The organism is Burkholderia anthinoferrum, assembly GCF_002925705.1.
GTDB lineage: Bacteria > Pseudomonadota > Gammaproteobacteria > Burkholderiales > Burkholderiaceae > Burkholderia > Burkholderia semiarida.
Window position 1 is genome coordinate 223,891 of record NZ_LFZP01000032.1, and the last position, 17,540, is coordinate 241,430.

The following is a 17,540-nucleotide window of genomic DNA, read 5'->3' on the forward strand; positions in this document are numbered from 1 at the left end:
CGAGACAATCTATATTCAAAGCGGTTTTTGATGAATTTTCAACAACAACTCCCTCCTAAATTCATTAGGCGAGAATTCTCGTCCGGGATACAAATACCCAGCATCATCATAAACTTGACCACCAAACATCGATGCAATTGCCGATACAACAATCGCAGAAAATAAATCGTCACCGCGGCTTTCTATAGAACAGGAGTACGGATACCCATCAGAAATACTTTGCCCCGGCGGCCACTCAATTATATTGACCCAGCACCATTCGTCCTCCCGCCCTCCTCGCACGTATAGCGCCTCATTGCCTCCCCCATAATTTCTCGAGTCAATGATCGGGCACGAGCTTCCGAGTTCGAGAAATAGCATTTCAATGCATTTCGCCATTCGCTCGCCCGACGGACGTTCTTTCATATCCACCAAAGAGCTGTTCATTTGCTTCCTCCCGGGGGAGTGGTGATTGCAGATCTGGTCAAATTAACCCAGCCATTGAGGGTTTTAATGACGATATTGTTAACCATCCCCTCATTCAAAATATTGGAGACCGGGGTTCCGGGTTGAACCCACTTCGTCACATCTTGAATGTTGACACCAGCTTTTGTTGCGTCGACATAGATGTTTCCAACTTCACCGGCATTTTTCATTTGATTTGCACCGGTTACGATATTTCTCTGAACAGCATTCATTCCATTCCCGGTCACACTCTTCAGGCTTGCAGGAACTCCGTCTATCCAGCCATCAATGCCTGGATAGTTGTTGGTTGGTGCACCGACAAATTTCCCCCCCTGCATTGCAACAATGTCATTTGCTTGCGATACCTCGGTGGGGTTCATCGCATTTGCCACTACGATACCGGGCTTAGCGGCCGGCAGTAGCGCGGTAGCCTTCGCGCCTCCTGTTGCCTTACCGCCAGCGAACACACCCGCCACAGCAGTGGCCGGCACAGTTGTCAGTCCGTCCTCTTGGCGTTGCGTCAGATTGACTTGACCGATCATCGCGCGCTCTTTATCCAGCGCCTTCTTAAGCTCCGCGATTTCCTTCTGATCCTCGCCTCGGTTCTTGTCTTCGCTGGCATTGTAAAGCTCGACGTTCGATGCGGCGGCCGCTCCGGCGCTGCCGCCGACTAGTGCACCACCCACCGTTGCCGCCACGTTCGCAGCGATGCTGCCGACCAACGACGAGCCGGTCGTATCACCGACCGATTTGCTGATCCTCTCAGCCTGGTTCGCCAGCAGTGATGACGTGCCGGCCCCCGCTGCACCACCTATCGCCGTGAGCGCGCTGCCGCCGCCGAGCCCGCCGATCAGCGCACCACCGCCCATCTGCAATTCCGCGCGTGACGCCCCGCCCTCATCCCAGCTCTTCGCCTGGTCAATGTACGACTGCATCGCAACGAGGTCGCCGCGCTCGTAGGCGGCCTTGGCAGCGTCGATCGCGTCCTTGCGCTTGCCGTCAGCATACGCACCGATCGCCTGCGACACCGTCTGCCCGGCCGCCTGCGCCGCATTCATCGTATCGGCCTGCTGCGACAGCGTTTTCTGAACGTCGGGCGTCTTCGAAACGGTCCCGTTCAAGTTCGTCGCGTCGCGGTTCAGATTCGCGACATCCTGCGTCTGCTCACCCGGCTTCGTGATGTTGATCGTGCCGGCGCTCACCGCGCTCTTCGTCGTCGCGCTCTGGTCGCCGCTGTCGTTCTGGAACACCATCGGCGTGACGCCGCCCGAGCCCGATACCGACGACGGGCCGACTGCCTTGTTGCTCGACCCGACCGACGCGCCCGCGCTGAAGCCCGCGCTGTTCGCGCTGTAGTGCGAGTGGTTCTCGATGTCGCTCGTCGTGAGCGTGCCAGTCGTCAGGTTGTTCTTCGACGCGTCGGCCGTGCTGGCGATATACGCGCCCTTCAGGTCGGTATTGCCCTTCACGGCCACGTCGAACCCGCCAGCACCGGCCTGGATGCCCGCCTGCTCGTTCACGCCCGCATAGTTGCCGTCTGCATGGCCATTCTGCGCACTGAAACTCGCTCCGCCGCCGGTCTGGCTGATCGTGAAACCGCCGCCCGCGCTCGATTGATGCGCGGCGCTCACGGTCGTATCCTGAACGCTCGCCACGTTAAGGTTACCGCCCACGTCAGCCACAACCTTGTTCGCGTTCACGTTCGCGCCGATCACGTTCGTGTCGCCGCCGCTCACGATGGTTGCGGTCTGGCTCGCGTTGATATGCGTGTTGTTCTGGATCGCCGCGTCCGAATTGCCGTCGCCATGCGCACGCTGCATCGACGCGGACACGCCGATGCCGTTCGTGCCGATCGATACGCCGACGCTCGACCCCGACGACGAGTTCGAACTCTGTGTCTTGTCCGTATCGGTCGTGTTGACGAGATTGACCTGGTTATTCGCGATCAACGCAACGTTGGCCGCGTTCACGTTCGAACCCGCGATCGTGATGTTGCCGTCCTTCGGCGTACCGTTGCCCGTCGCGATCAGCTTCGCATTGCCGCCCGCGTTAATGCTGGAGCCGCGCTGAATCCTCTGGTCTTCGGACGACTGCATCGAACTATGGCTCGAACCGACGCTGACCTGCACGCCGATGCTCGGGGCCTGTGGCCCCTTTGCGCCGTTCAACAGCGCTGCGCCGCCCATGCCGCCGAATGCCACGTCTCCGGCCGCCGCGATGCTATGCAGTGCCGATGCGCGGCCGTTGCTGTCCTTCGCCGATTCGCGCGCGGCCTGCGTCTCGCCGATCGCGTTGTTGATCGCATCGCCTACCGAGCCCGACAGGCCGACCGTCAACCCGCTCTTGCTCGTCTGCTGCTGTTGCGCCTGATGCGTGGTGTCGGTGGCCGAATCGACGACGATGTTCGCCGCCTTCCCGGTCACGTCCTTGCCTGCAACCAGATCGCTGCCTTGCACATGCAGCGTATTGCCCGCGTTGACGGACAGATTGCCGTCGACCGAGCCGACCGTACTGGCGTTGTTCGTCACGCTCGACGATTGATTCTGCTGCGCAAGCTTGCTGTTGCCGACCGAGAACGACAGGCCGCCGCCCGACATCAGGCCCGAGTGCTGCTCCTGATAGGTGGTTGATGATTGGCTGGTGTCCTGCGACGTCGTGATGTTCACGTCGTGCGCCGCGTTCAGCGTCACGTCGTGTGTACCGACGACCGTACTACCCTGAACGTTGATGTCCTTGCCGCTACCAATTGACACACCGTCCGCCGAAATCAGGCTGCCGTTCGCGACAGTGCTGGTCGCGTCCTGGCTGCTGGCGATTTTCGTGCCGCTCACGACGCCGCTACGGCTATGCGTCTCGTGCGAGTTGTACACATGCGTTTCGGTCGCGGCCCCGACATTCACATCGCCGGCCGCCAGCAAGTTCGCATCGCCCTTGTTCAGGTCGATCGTGCTGCCGATGACATTGATGTCCTTGCCCGACACCACGTTGAGCGTATCGCCGCCCTTGACGGTCGTGCCCGTCAGCGCCTGGTCCGCCCCATGCCGGGTTTCCGCATAGCTGCGATTGCCTTGGTCGCCCGAACTGTTGGCGTTGATGGTCGACGTGGTGCTCGCCGCGCCAAAGGTCACGTTGCCCTTGGCCGCGACCGTGCCGCCCTGACCGAAGTTGAGTTGCGCACCCTGCGCCGTCAGGTCGCCGCCCACACCGATGGCCGACTTGCCACCGACGTTTACGGTGCTGCCGGTCGCGCTGTTGAGGTCCGTATCCGACACGCCGTTCGCTCGCTGCACGACCTTGTGCTCGCCGGTCTGCTGCGCGCCGAGGTTCCAGTTCCCGCCAATATTGGCGTTCAGATTCCCGCCGACGTTCAGGTTGCCCGCGTTCTGCTGGAAGTCGCCGCCGGTCTTGATCGACGCGTCGCCGACCACGTTCAGGTTCGCGGCCGGCCCGAGCGCCGTCTTGTCGCTCTTCGCGCCGTCGCGGCTGACCTGGTGCGTCGTCTGCGTCGCGGTATCCAGAATCAGCTTGTTGCCTGCGTTCAGTTCGAGGCTGCCGGCCTTCACGTTGGCCGACGTGAGATCCACGTTGCCTGTCGTATCGAGCGACATCAGCCCGCCGCTTTGCAGCGCACCGAATGCGTTGTCGATCTGCTTGCCCTGAAGCGCGAGCGTCGTATCCGCCTTCACGGTGCCGCTGTTCGTGAAGACCTGCGTGTTCTTCAAATCGATATTGCCGGCCGTGATCAGCGGACCGTTCGCATTTTGCTGATCGGCCTTCGCCAGATACACGACCGGCACGAGCACTTGTTGACCGCCGACCGTCTCGGTCTGCATGATGATCACGTTGCTCGTGAGCGCGGCCACCTGCTGCGCCGACAGGCTCATGCCGAGCGGCAGGTTCAGCGACTTCGACAATTCAGCGCCCGCGGCCATCAGCGACTGATACATGCCCTGAAGGTCCGTATACGGCCCCAATACCGCCTTGCCCGTCAGTTGCGTTACCTGGTTGCGCACGAGCTGCTGCTCGTAGAACCCGTCTCCGAGCCGCTTTTCGGTCGTCAGCGGATTCACGCCGATCTGCTGAAGGTAATAGTCGCTCGACAGGAAATTGTTCATCCGCGTGAACGCGGGGTTCGTCTCGATCAGGTACGTCGGATTCGGAGCCGGATTGGGCCGGTACAGGCCGCCCTGCGGAATCGTCAGGTTGTTCAACACGCTCACAGCGGTCGCGCTTGCGATCACCGGATCGACCCAGGTGGGCGTACCACCCTTGATCGCGGCGGCTCCGGATTGCGTGCCGCTCGCGTTACCGCTCACCGTGCCGATCGTCAGTCCCGGCACGGCCTGACCGGGCAGCAGGCCGAGCGACGGAATGGTCGCATTGGCCGCCGTGTTGTTCACGCTCACGCCATTGCCCGAGATCGCGCCGTTCGCGCCCCACGTCGAGCGATAGTCGGGCAAGCTGTATTGCCGCACGTCGGCCGGCGCCGCCTGCGTGTATCCACCCGGGCCGCCGACGAACGGCTTGTCGCCGAACGGCAAGGTCCAGTTGTGTTCGGTGTTGTCGTAGTTGTTGTAGTGGTAGTACCCGGAATACGTGACCGTCACGCCCGGCGCTTGCTGGCTCGTTGCGCCCCAGCCGTCCATGTCGAGACTCACGGGCTGCTTGATGTCGCCGGCCGCCGTCACGCTGCTCCAGTAGTTCTGGAACGTCTTGACCGTCGACGCGTCGAGATCACCGCCCGACGCGATCTGCGCGCCCGGGCTCAGCTTCGTCACGGTGTTGGCGGTCGCCTTGCCCTCGTAGGTCGTGTACTGATACCCGCTGTTCCACTGGCCGCCGTCCGGCGGAACGGTGAACACACCACCCGGCTGCAATTTGAGCGCGGCGATGATCGGCGCGGGATCGTAGCTGGGATCGTTGGGGTCGTGAAAGATGTTGACCCAGTGAACGTCCTGACCGCTACAGGCTGCCATGAAGTAAGCAGCGCACCCTGACATGCTGATGCCGAGCTGTTGCAGCAGCGCGGGATCGACCTGACTCGTGTTGCCCGAGGTCTGCATCACGCGCCGCGTGTTCGTAACCTTGTCGGCGTGCAGTTCCATCGAGCTACCCGACTGGATCGCTGCCGACGAATTGTTGATCAACGCCGCGTTCGTGTAGTTGCCGTTCGCGTCCTTGCCGCCCGCCAAAGCCACTTTGCCGAGCCCGAAGATCGTCGTGGTCGGCATCGAATCGCCCAGCGTCGTGTCGTCGCGGTTCTCGATGTCGTGTGCGAGGATTTCCAGCAGGCCCGACGTGTCCGATGCGCCGATCAACGCGACAGGGCCGAGGTTCGACACGGTACCGCTAGCCTGGATGGCGACGCTGCCGCCCACCATCGCGCCATAGTTCGTCAGGTCGCCCGAATGCGTCCTGAGCAAGCTACCGGCCGTGATCGCGCCCGTGTTGACGATGTTGCCGGCGTTGAGCGTCAGATTGTTGACCGATTGCAGGTTCGCGTTGTTCGTGAACGTGCCCGGCAACGCGAAGGTCAGGTCGTGACCGATGTTGAACTGCGTTTGCGGTGTGGTCGTGAAATCGCCTTGCAGGTTGATCGTCGCGTCGTGCGCCGCGCTGTATGTGCCACCGCCGAACAACGTCGAAGCCGCCACCGTCAGGTCGCGTGTCGAGCCGATCGAACCACCGGTGTTCGAGATCGCGCCTGTCGTGTTTACGTTCACGTCGCCCGCTGCATTCGCAACATTGCCGATCTGGCCTCCGGTGTTGTCCAGCGTATCGCCTTGAACCAGCAGGTTCGCGCCCATCAACTGGCCGCCCTGCGTGTTCGAGATCGAGGCCGCGCCGATCGTCACATCGCCTTGCCCTGTCATCTGCCCCATGCCGGCGACGCCGCCCGCGTGGCTGTTCACGATCTGGCTGCCGCCCCGCACGTTCATCGCGCCGCTACCGAAGTCGTGCACCGCACCGTCGGTGTTGTCGATCGACGCGGCCTGAATCGACAGCGTGCTGGCGTCACCCGCTTGGCCCGCCTCGATGTGCCCTTGCCGGTTCGACAACGCGCCGCCGCTGATCATCGACAGGTGCGCGTTCGAGCGCATCAGGCCCTGAGCGTTGTTCATTGCTCCGGCAATCATCGCAGACAGACCCAGCTTCGCAGCGATGACGCCGCTACCATTGTCCAGACTGCCGGCCTTCAAGATGGCTTGGCCGTTGGTGCCGATCGTGCCGCCACTGTTGTTCAAGGCCCCCGCGCCGTTACCGGGCATGAGCGTCAGCGTGCCGGTGCCGCCGTGCGTGAGGGTGCCTTTCGAGTTGTCGAGAACGGCTGGTGTGAGCGTCAGATCCGCACTGTTGGTCTGGATGACACCGCCATTCGAATTATCAAGCGTGCCGGAAATGGCGAGCGTGGTCGGCCCGTTCTGCCATTGCGAGATGCGGCCGCCCTCGTTTTTCAGGTTCGCGGCTGTCAATGCAAGCCGATTGGCTTCGATGTCGCCGTTCTGACTGTTGTCAATCAGGCCGGCGACGGTTGCCGCCAGCACGGGCGACGCGATTTTGCCGCCGAGGTTCGACAGCGACGCACCATGAATTGTCGTGGTCGCCGTCTTCGAACCGAGTTCGCCGCCGTCGTTGATCAGTGCGCCGCCGGCGTTTACGTCGACGTTGGCGTTCGACGTGAGCTTGCCGCTCGTATTCGTGATCGAGTCGGCCGCATTGACGCTCAGGCCCGTTTGGCCGGACGCTGAACCGGCCGAGTTGTCGATCGTCTTGCCCTGCAAGACCGTGCGGCCGTTGCTGGCGATGGCCCCCGCTTGGTTGTTGACCGTGCCTGAAGCGTTGCCGACCGTCAGCGCACCCGTGCCGACGTGCGTGATCGTGCCGCCGTTGTCGTTGATCAGCGTAGCAGGCGTGAGCGACAGATCCGTGCTGCGCGTCTGAATCAGACCGTTGTTCGAATTGTCCAGCGTGTCGGTAATCGCGACCGTCATCGGGCCAGTGCCGGTCTGCGTGACCGTACCGCCGTGGTTCAGCAGCGTCGAACCGTTCAGCGAGACTGTCTCCGCATTGATCGTGCCTTGGGAGTTGTCCAGCGTCGTGCCGTTCAACACGGCGCTTTGGCCCTCAACCCGGCCGTTCGCATTCGCAAAATGAGTGCCGGCTTCGACTGTCGCAGTCTGCCCGGCGTGCAGGATACCGTTGCCGTTGTCGACGCTCTGGCCGATCACGTGCAGGTTCGCGTCGGCCGACACCGAGCCGCTGTTCGTGACCGTGTTCCCCTGTACGGTCACGTCGCCCTTGCCGCCGATGACGCCGCCCGGATCGCCGCTCACATTCGCGCCGGCCGCGTTCGTGAGTGCGCCCGTTGCCGTCACCGACAGGCCGTCCGCGTTCAGGGAAATCAGCCGACCGGCGCTATTGTCGATCGATGCGCCCGCAATCGTTTGCTTGCCCGCGCTCTGAATCAGCCCGGCATTGTTCTGGATCGCACTCCCGAGAACGTCGACCGTGCTTTGCGAACTCAGCATGCCGTTTTGGTTCGACACGGTGCCGGCCATCTGCACGGACAGCGGGCCTTGCGAATAGGCGCGGCCGCCCTGATTCGACAGGTTGCCGCCGCCGAGCGTCATGCCCGCGCCGCTGGACAGGTTGCCCCGATCGTTGATGATCGTGCCAGCCGCATTGGCATTCACTGCACCTTTCGCGGTGACGGTCGAGCCCGCCAGATTCGCGTCGCCTGCCGTGGCGCTCACCATCAGGTTGCCGTTGGCGGCCGTCGCGCTGTGCGACAGATCCACACCGCTACCGATGAACGTCGCGTTGCCGCCCGCGCTGTTAGTCCCCGTCGCGGTTAGCTGTCCTGTGCTCGTCACGCTCAGATCGCCACTCGTGCCGACCGTGCTGTCGGCGTTGATGCCTGCGCCGAATGTGCCCGTCGAGTTGAGGCTGCCGACGTTGGCGGTCAGGTTCTGTTGGGCGGTCAACGCACCGCTGTTAGTCAGGTCCGCGCCGGTGTCGACCGTGACCGACTGTTTGCCGTAGGTGACCCCACTGTTCTGGATACCACCCGCGGCCGACAGCGACATATTGCCGGCCGCATTGGTCTGCCCCGACAGCACGAGACGACCGTTCGCGAGCAGCGTCAGATCCCCCGCTTGCGCGGCGATGTCGCCCGCATTGGCAACACCGACGCCCCTCTCTGAAGACACCAAAAACACCCTATTGGCGTACATACCGCCGAGCTGGCTGACATCGATCGCGATGCTGGGTGCTGCGCCGTTGCCGGCGATCGGCGTGGCGTTCAGGGTGGTGTAGTCGACCTGATTCGATCCGGCGACGACATTCAGCGTCTTCGCGTAAGCCTTCGCGTTGATCTGTACGGCGCGCGCCAACAAATCCACCTGATCGACATTGGCGGTATCGAGACCCGCGCCGGCCACGGTAATCAGACCCTGGTTCACGTTGAAGCCCGTGAGCGAACCGTCCGGCCCGAAGTTCGGATTGCCTGTTGTCAGCGTGGCTCGGCTCGTATTCAGGAAGCCGCCTCCATCCACGACCAAGCCGGCCTGGTTCGCGATCACGAGCTGCGCGGCTGCGCCTCCAATCTCGACCTTGCCGCGAATAAAGCTCGGGTTGTTGCTGTTGACCTGGTTGACGATCAGACGCGCGGCGTCGCCAGCGCGGTAATTAGGATTGCCGCCGATAACGCCGCCCAATTGAGTCTGGACGTTGATCGGGGAGTTATTGAGAATAATCCCGGGCTTGGGTACGTCGAACTGGTTGTACGTGTTCATCGACACGCCCGACGAGCCGGGACGGTTGATGTTCACCTGTTGAAGTCCGTTCTGTGTCTGGATTACCGATGGCGCATGCGCACCGCCCGCAACAACCTGGGCATTGGCCCATATCGGCACCACGCCGACTGCAACCAGTGCAGCGAGTGCTACCTGACGAAGCGCGCATCTTGCGAATGTGTGCGGCGAACGAATGGCGAAACCGATTTCGCCCCGCCCAGCGTTACCCGATGCACTTGCGGTTTCTTCCACCGCAACCAACATACCCCGCACGCGGCTGAATACCAGCCGATAATGGTTTTTGTTCATGATCCTGGTCTACTCGCGATTCGTCCGATCCGCTCTCACGGCCGTCGAACATCGCACGGAATCTAATCGAACAGCGTCAACAAGTGTCAAGCGTTGCCGAGAAGCGACGAGCCGGTGATCTCTTCACAGTCGTATTAGCGACGAACGCGCCGATCGGCGGCCCCAACCGTGCAGACTGAACAGTGAATTCGGTTAGTCGCAAATATTGACGGTATTGGCTACGGCAATTCGCGCGAATATTACCTCACCCATCATCTCAAAAATCCCTGACAGAATTGCGAGGGCGAATCGGCGCATGACCTGAAATTAGCCTTCTTTCAGCCACATATCAGCTTCCTCGGCGCGGCCAGATACGGCACCTCCGGCGATGCATTTCCGCATCGGCGCACTTACCACAGGAGTTTCCGCGATCGCTGCCCCCCACCATTGTGTCGATCGGGCTGGGCCTCGCGTTCATCGCAATGTTCACGGTGAGTTTCTATTTGCTCGCCACCGAGGACCGGCCGACACACCGACGCGCGCCTGTCGTTCGCTCACCGGTTTCTGGCACTGCCGTCCGGTGTTTCCTCGACTATCGCATTCGTGGAACGGGAGCAGGATCACTCGAATCGGCATGCGACCAGTAATCGGCTCCCTTGCAACCGCGTATCGGGATTACATCATCGGAGGGATTTGATCCGTTCAACCGCCGTGCTCTCGACACGCCGCCCCCGCGGCCGCCACGACAGCAACCACCGCGCCGCGCCGTCGAGCGACGTGCACAGCACCAGATAGATGACCGCGACGAACAGGAAGATCGGCGCCGGATACACCATCAGCCGGTTGTTCACCTGCGTTGCAACGAACGACAGTTCCGGCACGCCGACGATATACGCGAGCGACGTGTCCTTCACGAGCGCGACCCACTGGTTGACGAACGACGGCGTCATGATCCGGATCGCCTGTGGCAACAGCACGTAGCGCACCGTCTGCCAGCGCGTGAGCCCGAGCGACAGGCCGGCCTGCCATTGCCCGTCGCCGGCCGCGACGATCCCCGCATGCACGGCATGCGCGAGATACGCGCCACCGATCAGCGCCAGCGCGCACACGACCGTCGCGAGCCCCGGCACATCCATGTGCAGCAGCACCGGCATCAGGAAATACGTCCAGAAGATCAGCATCAGCACCGGAATCGCGCGAAAGAAGCCGATGAACGCGAGCAGCAGCACGCGCGCCGGGCCGCGTACAAGCGCCATCGCGACGCCGAGCACCACGCCGAGCGCGGCCGACGCGATCGCGGACGCGAGCGCCAGCACCAGCGACAGCGCGGCGCCGCCGAGCGGGCCGTCCGGAAACGCGCCGACGAGCAGGTACGGCAGATTCGAGAAAAGCAGCGAAAGATCCATCGTCAGCGCCCCGCTCCGAGCCGGTCGCGCCATTGCGTGGCCGCATACGCGCCGGCCTCGATCGCGGCCACCGCCGCGACGTACAGCAGCGTCGCGACGCCGAATGCGGCGAACGTCTTGAACGTCTCGGTCTCGACCTGCCGCGACGCATACGACAACTCGGCGACGCCGATCGCCATCGCGAGCGACGAGTTCTTCACGAGATTCATGTATTGGCCGAACAACGGCGGCAACGCGATGCGCACGGCCTGCGGCAGCACCACGTAGCGCAGCGACTGCATCGGCGTGAGGCCGAGCGCGGCCGCCGCATCGTGTTGCGCACGCCGCACGCCGCGCAGGCCGGCTTCGCATTCCTCGGCGACGAAGGCAGCCGTATAGGCGCTCAACCCGACCCACCCGGCCACGAATTCGAACGACGGCCACGCGAGCGTGAACGGGCCCACGCTCGCGGCATGGCGCGCATTGAGCCACGCCGTCCACGTATCGGGCAGCAACGACGCGACACCGAAATACCAGAACAGCAACTGCACCAGCAACGGCGTGTTGCGAAATGCAATCACGTACGCGGTGGCGGCCGCACGCGGCGCCCTGCCGCGCGCATGCCGCATCACGGCGAGCAGCAGCCCGCCGACGGTCGCGGCGACGGCCGACGCGGCCGCGAGGCCGAGTGTCAGCAGGAAGCCCTGCCAGAGCCAGGACAGATATTTGGGAGCCAACCCGAGCATGCTGGGAAGCGCGCACGAAGCGCGCGATCGGAGGTATGCGAACAACGCCGCGCGGCCGATCTTCCGGCCGGTCGCGGCGTGCGTGCGGAAGCGGTCAGGTCTTGTCGCCGATCCGGAAAATGCGCGTGAGCGGCGTCTTCGTCGTCGGCCCGAACCATGCGTCGTAGATCTGCGTGGCGCGGCCGCTCGCCTCGAGCCCCTTCAGCGTGTCGTTGACGAAGCCGAGCAGGCGCGTCTCGCCCTTCGGCACGCCGACGCCCATGTAGTCGTTCGAGATCGTGAACGCCGGGATCTCGTAGTTCTGCTTGTCAGGCACGTTCGCGAGCAGGCCGATCAGCTTCGGGCCGTCCTGCGTGATCGCCTGCACGTTGCCGGCGCGCAGCGCGGCGAATGCGAACGGCGTGTCGTCGTATGCGACGATCGTCGCCTTCGGGAATTTCTCGCGCAGCGTGATTTCGTTGGTCGTGCCCTTGTCCGCGCCGACGCGCAGGCCGTTCAGCTGGTCGGCCGATTTCAGCACGCCCTTCTTCGCGAGAAACTGCTGGCCCGACGAGAAATACGGGATGCTGAAGTCGACTTGCTTCGCGCGCTCGTCGGTGATCGTGAAATTCGCGAGCACGAGGTCGACCTTGCCGGAGGTCAGGAACGGAATGCGGTTCGCGGGGTTGGTCGGCTGCAGTTGCAGCTTCACGCCGAGCTTGTCGGCAAGCGCCTTCGCGTAATCGACGTCGAGACCGACGATGTGGTTGCTTTTCGCGTCGACATAACCGAACGGCGGGTTGCTGTCGAACGTCGCGACGCGCAGCACACCGGCCTTCCTGATGTCGTCGAGACGGTCCGCATGCGCGACGGTGCCTGCGGTAATGAGCGCGACCCCGACGAGCCACGTAGCGAGCGTGTTGATTTTCATGAGCACGACCTGATTTGTTATGAGGCCGCCGCGGATCGCGCGGCGGCACGGTTCGAAAAACATCGCGGCGAAGTGTGTCGTCGCGAAGCCGCTAACGTATCAGCGCGTGCGGCGAATCCGAACCAACAAATGGTGCTTTGCTCTGCGGGTTTCGTGATGAGACGCGCGAGCTACGAGAACACATTGCCGCCGCACAAAAAAACGCCCGCTGCAAGCAGCGGGCGCGAATCCCAGTCAAGGAGGTGTCACACGAACTACGGGTTCAGAGTAAGGAAATCGCCCGCAACAGGCAACGAATCGATTTCCATATCGATATGACGGCGTACGCTCATGCCCGCGCCTGTCCAGGCCCCGGCACCGGATCCCGACCGTGCGTCGCCCCGGCAGAATCGCGCGCACCAACGAAAACGTCCCGCCGGCTGGCGGGACGTTCGTCACGATGCACATGCGCGCACGGCGCAATCGATCACGGCTCGTGACGCAGGTACCCTTCCTTGCTCGGATCGCGCATCCGCCACGACACGATCAGCGAGATCGCGCACAGCACGGTCACGTACCAGTAGAAGGTTTCCTCGCTGCCGATCGACTTGAACCACAGCGCGACGTACTCGGCCGAGCCGCCGAAGATCGCGTTCGCCACCGCATACGACAGGCCGACGCCCATCGCGCGCACTTCCGGCGGGAACATCTCGGCCTTGATGAGGCCGCTGATCGACGTGTAGAAACTGACGATCGCCAGCGCGACCGTCACCAGCACGAAGGCGGCCACCGGGCTCGTCACGTCCTTCAGCGCATGCATCAGCGGCACCGTGCCGATCACCGCGAACGAGCCGAACAGGATCATCGACGTGCGGCGGCCGATCTTGTCCGACAGCGCGCCGAACACCGGCTGCATCAGCATGTAGACGAGCAGCGCGACGGTCATCACGTTGCTGGCCGTCTTCGCGTGCATGCCGGCCGTGTTCACGAGGTACTTCTGCATGTACGTCGTGAACGTGTAGAAGATCAGCGAGCCGCCGGCCGTGAAGCCGACCACCGTGAAGAACGCTCCCTTGTGCTGCCACACGCCGCGGATCGTGCCCGCGTCCTTCTTGTCGCGCGACGCGCTCGTCGACGTCTCGTCGAGCGACTTGCGCAGGTACAGCGAAATCAGCGCGGCCGCCGCGCCGACCACGAACGGAATGCGCCAGCCCCATGCCTTCAGCTCGCCGGCCGACAGCGTCTGCTGCAGGATCACGAGCACCAGCAGCGCGCACAGCTGGCCGCCGATCAGCGTCACGTACTGGAACGACGCGAAGAAGCCGCGACGGCCCTTGAGCGCCACTTCACTCATGTAGGTCGCACTCGTCCCGTACTCGCCGCCCACCGACAGGCCCTGGAACAGCCGTGCGACCAGCAGCAGCGCCGGCGCGAGCGCGCCGATCTGCGCATAGGTCGGCAGCACCGCGATCACGAGCGAGCCGCCGCACATCATCAGCACCGAGATCATCATCGCCGCGCGCCGGCCATGACGGTCGGCGATGCGGCCGAACAGCCAGCCGCCGATCGGACGCATCAGGAAGCCGGCCGCGAACACGCCGGCCGTGTTCAGCAGCTGCGTCGTCGTGTTGCCGCTCGGGAAGAATGCCGGCGCGAAGTACAGCGCACAGAATGAGTAGATGTAGAAGTCGAACCACTCGACGAGGTTGCCCGATGAGGCGCCGACGATGGCGAACACGCGCCGCCGGGTGTCATGCGCGGACAGCGCAGCTTGGTCGGTCTGGACGTCCATGGGTTGGTCTGTTCCTTTTAGTACTTTCTGGGCGCGACGGCCGGGGCCGCCGCGTGCGGTCGCGCGTGGCACCGGTTCCGGCGCACGGCGCTACGGGATTTTAGCGAAATGTAAAGTAACAGGCTTTGCGGGTTCGTCCGGATGTAGAAAATTTTTCTCCCGCCACCCGTTCGTCATATGAAAACGCCAGCCGGCAGGCTGGCGTCGGATGCAAACATGCTCGACCGCGACGATCACACGCGAACCTCCGGCGGCACGTAGCGGCACTCGTAGCGCTTGCGCACGGTGCCGGCCTCGTCGACGCTTTCCAGGTACACGTCGAACTGCCAGAGCCGCGCCATGTGCTTGAGCACTTCGTCGCTGTCGTTCGACAGGTGGCGGTTGTCGGTCATGAAGTGGCGCAGCGTGAGGCTGCGGTCGCCGCGCGTGTTGACGGCCCATACCTGGATGTTCGGCTCGCGGTGATGGATGTCGTACTGCCGCGACAACGCCTGCCGCACGTACTGATAGCCGGAATCGTCGTGGATCGCCGATACCTCGAGCGAATCGCGCATGTCGTCGTCGAGCACCGAGAACAGCCGCATCTCGCGGATCAGGTTCGGCGACAGGTACTGCGCGATGAAGCTCTCGTCCTTGAAGTTGCGCATCGCGTAGTGCATCGCCGGCAGCCACGGCGTGCCCGCGATCTCCGGAAACCACTTGTAGTCCTCTTCCGTCGGCGCTTCGCAGATCCTGCGAATGTCGCTCATCATCGAGAAGCCGAGCGCATACGGGTTGATCCCGCTGTAGTACGGCTTCGTGACGGGCGGCTGATAGACCACGTTGCTGTGCGAGTGCAGGAACTCCATCATGAAGCCGTCTTCCAGCTTCCCCTGGTTGTACAGCGTATTGAGCAGCGTGTAGTGCCAGAACGTCGCCCAGCCTTCGTTCATCACCTGCGTCTGCCGCTGCGGATAGAAATACTGGCCGATCTTGCGCACGATACGGATCACCTCCCGCTCCCACGGTTCGAGCAGCGGCGCATTCTTCTCGGCGAAATACAGCAGGTTCTCCTGCGGCTCGGGCGGATAGCGGTCTTCCTGCTCCTCCGTCAGTTCGGGCTTCTTGCCCGGCAGCGTGCGCCACAGTTCGTTGACCTGCGACTGCAGGTACGCCTCGCGCTCGCGCCGCAGCGCCGCTTCCTTCGACAGCGACGGCTTCTGCGGCCGCTTGTAGCGGTCGACGCCGTAGTTCATCAGCGCATGGCACGAGTCGAGCAGTTCCTCGACGCGATCGAGGCCGTAGCGCTCCTCGCATTCCGCGACGTAATTCTTCGCGTACACGAGATAGTCGATGATCGCGTGCGCGTCCGTCCACAGCCTGAACAGGTAGTTGCCCTTGAAGAACGAATTGTGCCCGTACGCCGCATGCGCGATGACGAGCGCCTGCATCGTCATCGTGTTCTCTTCCATCAGATACGCGATGCACGGGTTCGAATTGATGACGATTTCGTAGGCCAGGCCCATCTGCCCGCGGCGGTAGCTCTTCTCGGTCGCGAGAAAGTGCTTGCCGAACGACCAGTGACGGTAGTTGACGGGCATCCCGACCGACGCATACGCGTCCATCATCTGCTCGGCGCTGATCAGTTCGAGCTGGATCGGGTAGATGTCGAGCTCGTATTGTTCGGCGACCTGCGAGATGTGCGTGTCGTATTCCTCGAGCAATTCGAACGTCCAGTCGGACGGGCACGGCAGCGGCTTGCGTTCGGCAACGTTCATACGCGCTTCCTTTTGCCCGGAACCGGGCAAGTCGGCGGCCGGCGGCGGCTCGGCCTGCCCGGGTTGCTGCGATGCGGCAGGGCCGGCCGTGTCGTCGCCGGAAGGGCGCGGCTCGTAGCCGCGCGACTCGTTGTGCAGATGGCGGCTCGTCATGACATTTCCACCTGCTTTTCGAACAATTCGCGAAACACCGGGTAAATGTCCGCAGCCGATTCCACTTTTTTCATCGCGAGATGCGGTTGCGACAGGGCCAGTTGCGCGTATTCCAGCCACAGGTTCTGCTCTTCCGGCGCGACCTGGATATACGCGAAGTAACGCGTCTTGGTGAGGATATCCTCTTCCAGGATTTTGCGACACTTGGGCGAATCGTCAGTCCAGTTGTCGCCGTCGGACGCCTGCGCGCCGTAGATGTTCCACTCGGTCGGCGAGTAGCGCTCGTCCATTACCTTACGCATCAGTTCGAGCGCGCTCGACACCACCGTGCCGCCGCTTTCGGTCGAATGGAAGAAGGTGTCCTCGTCGACCTCCTCGGCGCGCGTATGGTGGCGGATGAACACCACTTCGATGCGCTCGTAGTTGCGCTTGAGGAACAGGTAAAGCAGGATGAAGAAGCGCTTTGCAAGATCCTTGCGCTGCTCGTCCATCGAGCCCGACACGTCCATCAGGCAGAACATCACGGCCTGGCTCGACGGCTGCGGCTGCTTCACGCGGTTGATGTAGCGCAGGTCGAAAGGGTCGATGAACGGAATCCGCCAGATGCGCCCTTTCAGGTGATGGATCTCGGCTTCGAGCGTCGCGATTTCCGCGCGGCGGTCTTCGGGGTCGCTCTTCAGCGCTTCGAGCTGCGCCTCGAGCTCGCGCAACTCGTTGACGAGCGGCGAGCCGAGCGCGATGCGCCGGCCGAGCGCGCTGCGCAGCGAACGCACGACGTCGATGTTGTTCGGCGTGCCTTCCGCCGACCAGCCCGCGCGCACGTTCTTCCAGCTCGGCACCGTCAGCAGGTGCGTCTTCACGAGGCGCGGCAGTTCGAGATCGTCGAAGAAGTACTGCATGAACTCGTCGCGCGACAGCTCGAACACGAAGTCGTCCTGCCCTTCGCCCTCGTTGCTCGCCTGACTGCCGCCGCCCCCCGAGCCGCCTTGCGGACGCGGGATCTTGTCGCCGCGCACGTAGTCCTCGTTGCCGGGGTGCACGTATTCACGACGCCCGCCCGGCGCGTGCCGGAAATTCGGCTCCGCGATGTCCTTGCGCGGGATCGTGATGCTCTGCGTGCTCTGGATATCCTTGATGCTACGGTCGCGCACCGCGTCGGACACGGCGCGACGAATGTAGTTCTTGACGCGACGCAGGAAGCGTTCGCGATTGGCGATGCTCTTGTTCTTGCCGGCCAGCCTGCGGTCGATGATTTGATGAAGCACTCCCGGTCTCCCGCTCGAAAGTCGAT

8 protein-coding genes are annotated in these 17,540 nt (G+C 63.0%); all 8 read right to left on the reverse strand.

Going from position 1 to position 17,540, the window contains the following annotated elements:
• Positions 1 to 15 precede the first annotated feature (15 nt).
• Positions 16 to 426, reverse strand: a complete 411-nt coding sequence (locus C5F75_RS36260; protein ID WP_146075194.1) for a hypothetical protein — start codon at positions 424 to 426, stop codon at positions 16 to 18.
• Positions 423 to 9,548, reverse strand: a complete 9,126-nt coding sequence (locus C5F75_RS10365) for a hemagglutinin repeat-containing protein (protein WP_258048549.1) — start codon at positions 9,546 to 9,548, stop codon at positions 423 to 425. The genes C5F75_RS36260 and C5F75_RS10365 overlap by 4 nt, the downstream gene beginning before the upstream one ends.
• Positions 9,549 to 10,207: 659 nt before the next feature.
• Complete coding sequence (locus C5F75_RS10370; protein WP_059584345.1) at positions 10,208 to 10,933, reverse strand: amino acid ABC transporter permease; 726 nt, start codon at positions 10,931 to 10,933, stop codon at positions 10,208 to 10,210.
• Between the two features lie 2 nt (positions 10,934 to 10,935).
• Positions 10,936 to 11,658 (reverse strand): amino acid ABC transporter permease, encoded by a 723-nt coding sequence (locus tag C5F75_RS10375; protein ID WP_059584126.1) that lies wholly within the window; start codon positions 11,656 to 11,658, stop codon positions 10,936 to 10,938.
• Positions 11,659 to 11,752: 94 nt separating this feature from the next.
• Positions 11,753 to 12,568: an ABC transporter substrate-binding protein gene (locus C5F75_RS10380; protein WP_059584343.1), complete on the reverse strand. Its 816-nt coding sequence runs from the start codon at positions 12,566 to 12,568 to the stop codon at positions 11,753 to 11,755.
• 466 nt (positions 12,569 to 13,034) lie between these two features.
• Complete coding sequence (locus C5F75_RS10385; protein ID WP_059584128.1) at positions 13,035 to 14,339, reverse strand: MFS family transporter; 1,305 nt, start codon at positions 14,337 to 14,339, stop codon at positions 13,035 to 13,037.
• A gap of 233 nt (positions 14,340 to 14,572) precedes the next feature.
• Positions 14,573 to 16,249 carry a SpoVR family protein gene (locus C5F75_RS10390; protein WP_059584130.1) on the reverse strand — a complete coding sequence of 559 codons (1,677 nt, stop codon included), beginning with the start codon at positions 16,247 to 16,249 and terminating at the stop codon, positions 14,573 to 14,575.
• Positions 16,246 to 17,514, reverse strand: coding sequence for a YeaH/YhbH family protein (locus C5F75_RS10395; protein WP_006476064.1), 1,269 nt, complete (start codon positions 17,512 to 17,514; stop codon positions 16,246 to 16,248). Before C5F75_RS10395 ends, C5F75_RS10390 begins: the two co-directional genes overlap by 4 nt.
• Positions 17,515 to 17,540 lie beyond the last annotated feature (26 nt).

What these genes read in the sequence shown, in the direction of transcription:
- C5F75_RS36260 (WP_146075194.1), bottom strand. Translation starts at nt 426, where the DNA reads ATGAACAGCTCTTTGGTGGATATGAAAGAACGTCCGTCGGGCGAGCGA.
- C5F75_RS10380 (WP_059584343.1), bottom strand. Translation starts at nt 12,568, where the DNA reads ATGAAAATCAACACGCTCGCTACGTGGCTCGTCGGGGTCGCGCTCATT.
- C5F75_RS10375 (WP_059584126.1), bottom strand. Translation starts at nt 11,658, where the DNA reads ATGCTCGGGTTGGCTCCCAAATATCTGTCCTGGCTCTGGCAGGGCTTC.
- C5F75_RS10385 (WP_059584128.1), bottom strand. Translation starts at nt 14,339, where the DNA reads ATGGACGTCCAGACCGACCAAGCTGCGCTGTCCGCGCATGACACCCGG.
- C5F75_RS10390 (WP_059584130.1), bottom strand. Translation starts at nt 16,249, where the DNA reads ATGACGAGCCGCCATCTGCACAACGAGTCGCGCGGCTACGAGCCGCGC.
- C5F75_RS10365 (WP_258048549.1), bottom strand. Translation starts at nt 9,548, where the DNA reads ATGAACAAAAACCATTATCGGCTGGTATTCAGCCGCGTGCGGGGTATG.
- C5F75_RS10370 (WP_059584345.1), bottom strand. Translation starts at nt 10,933, where the DNA reads ATGGATCTTTCGCTGCTTTTCTCGAATCTGCCGTACCTGCTCGTCGGC.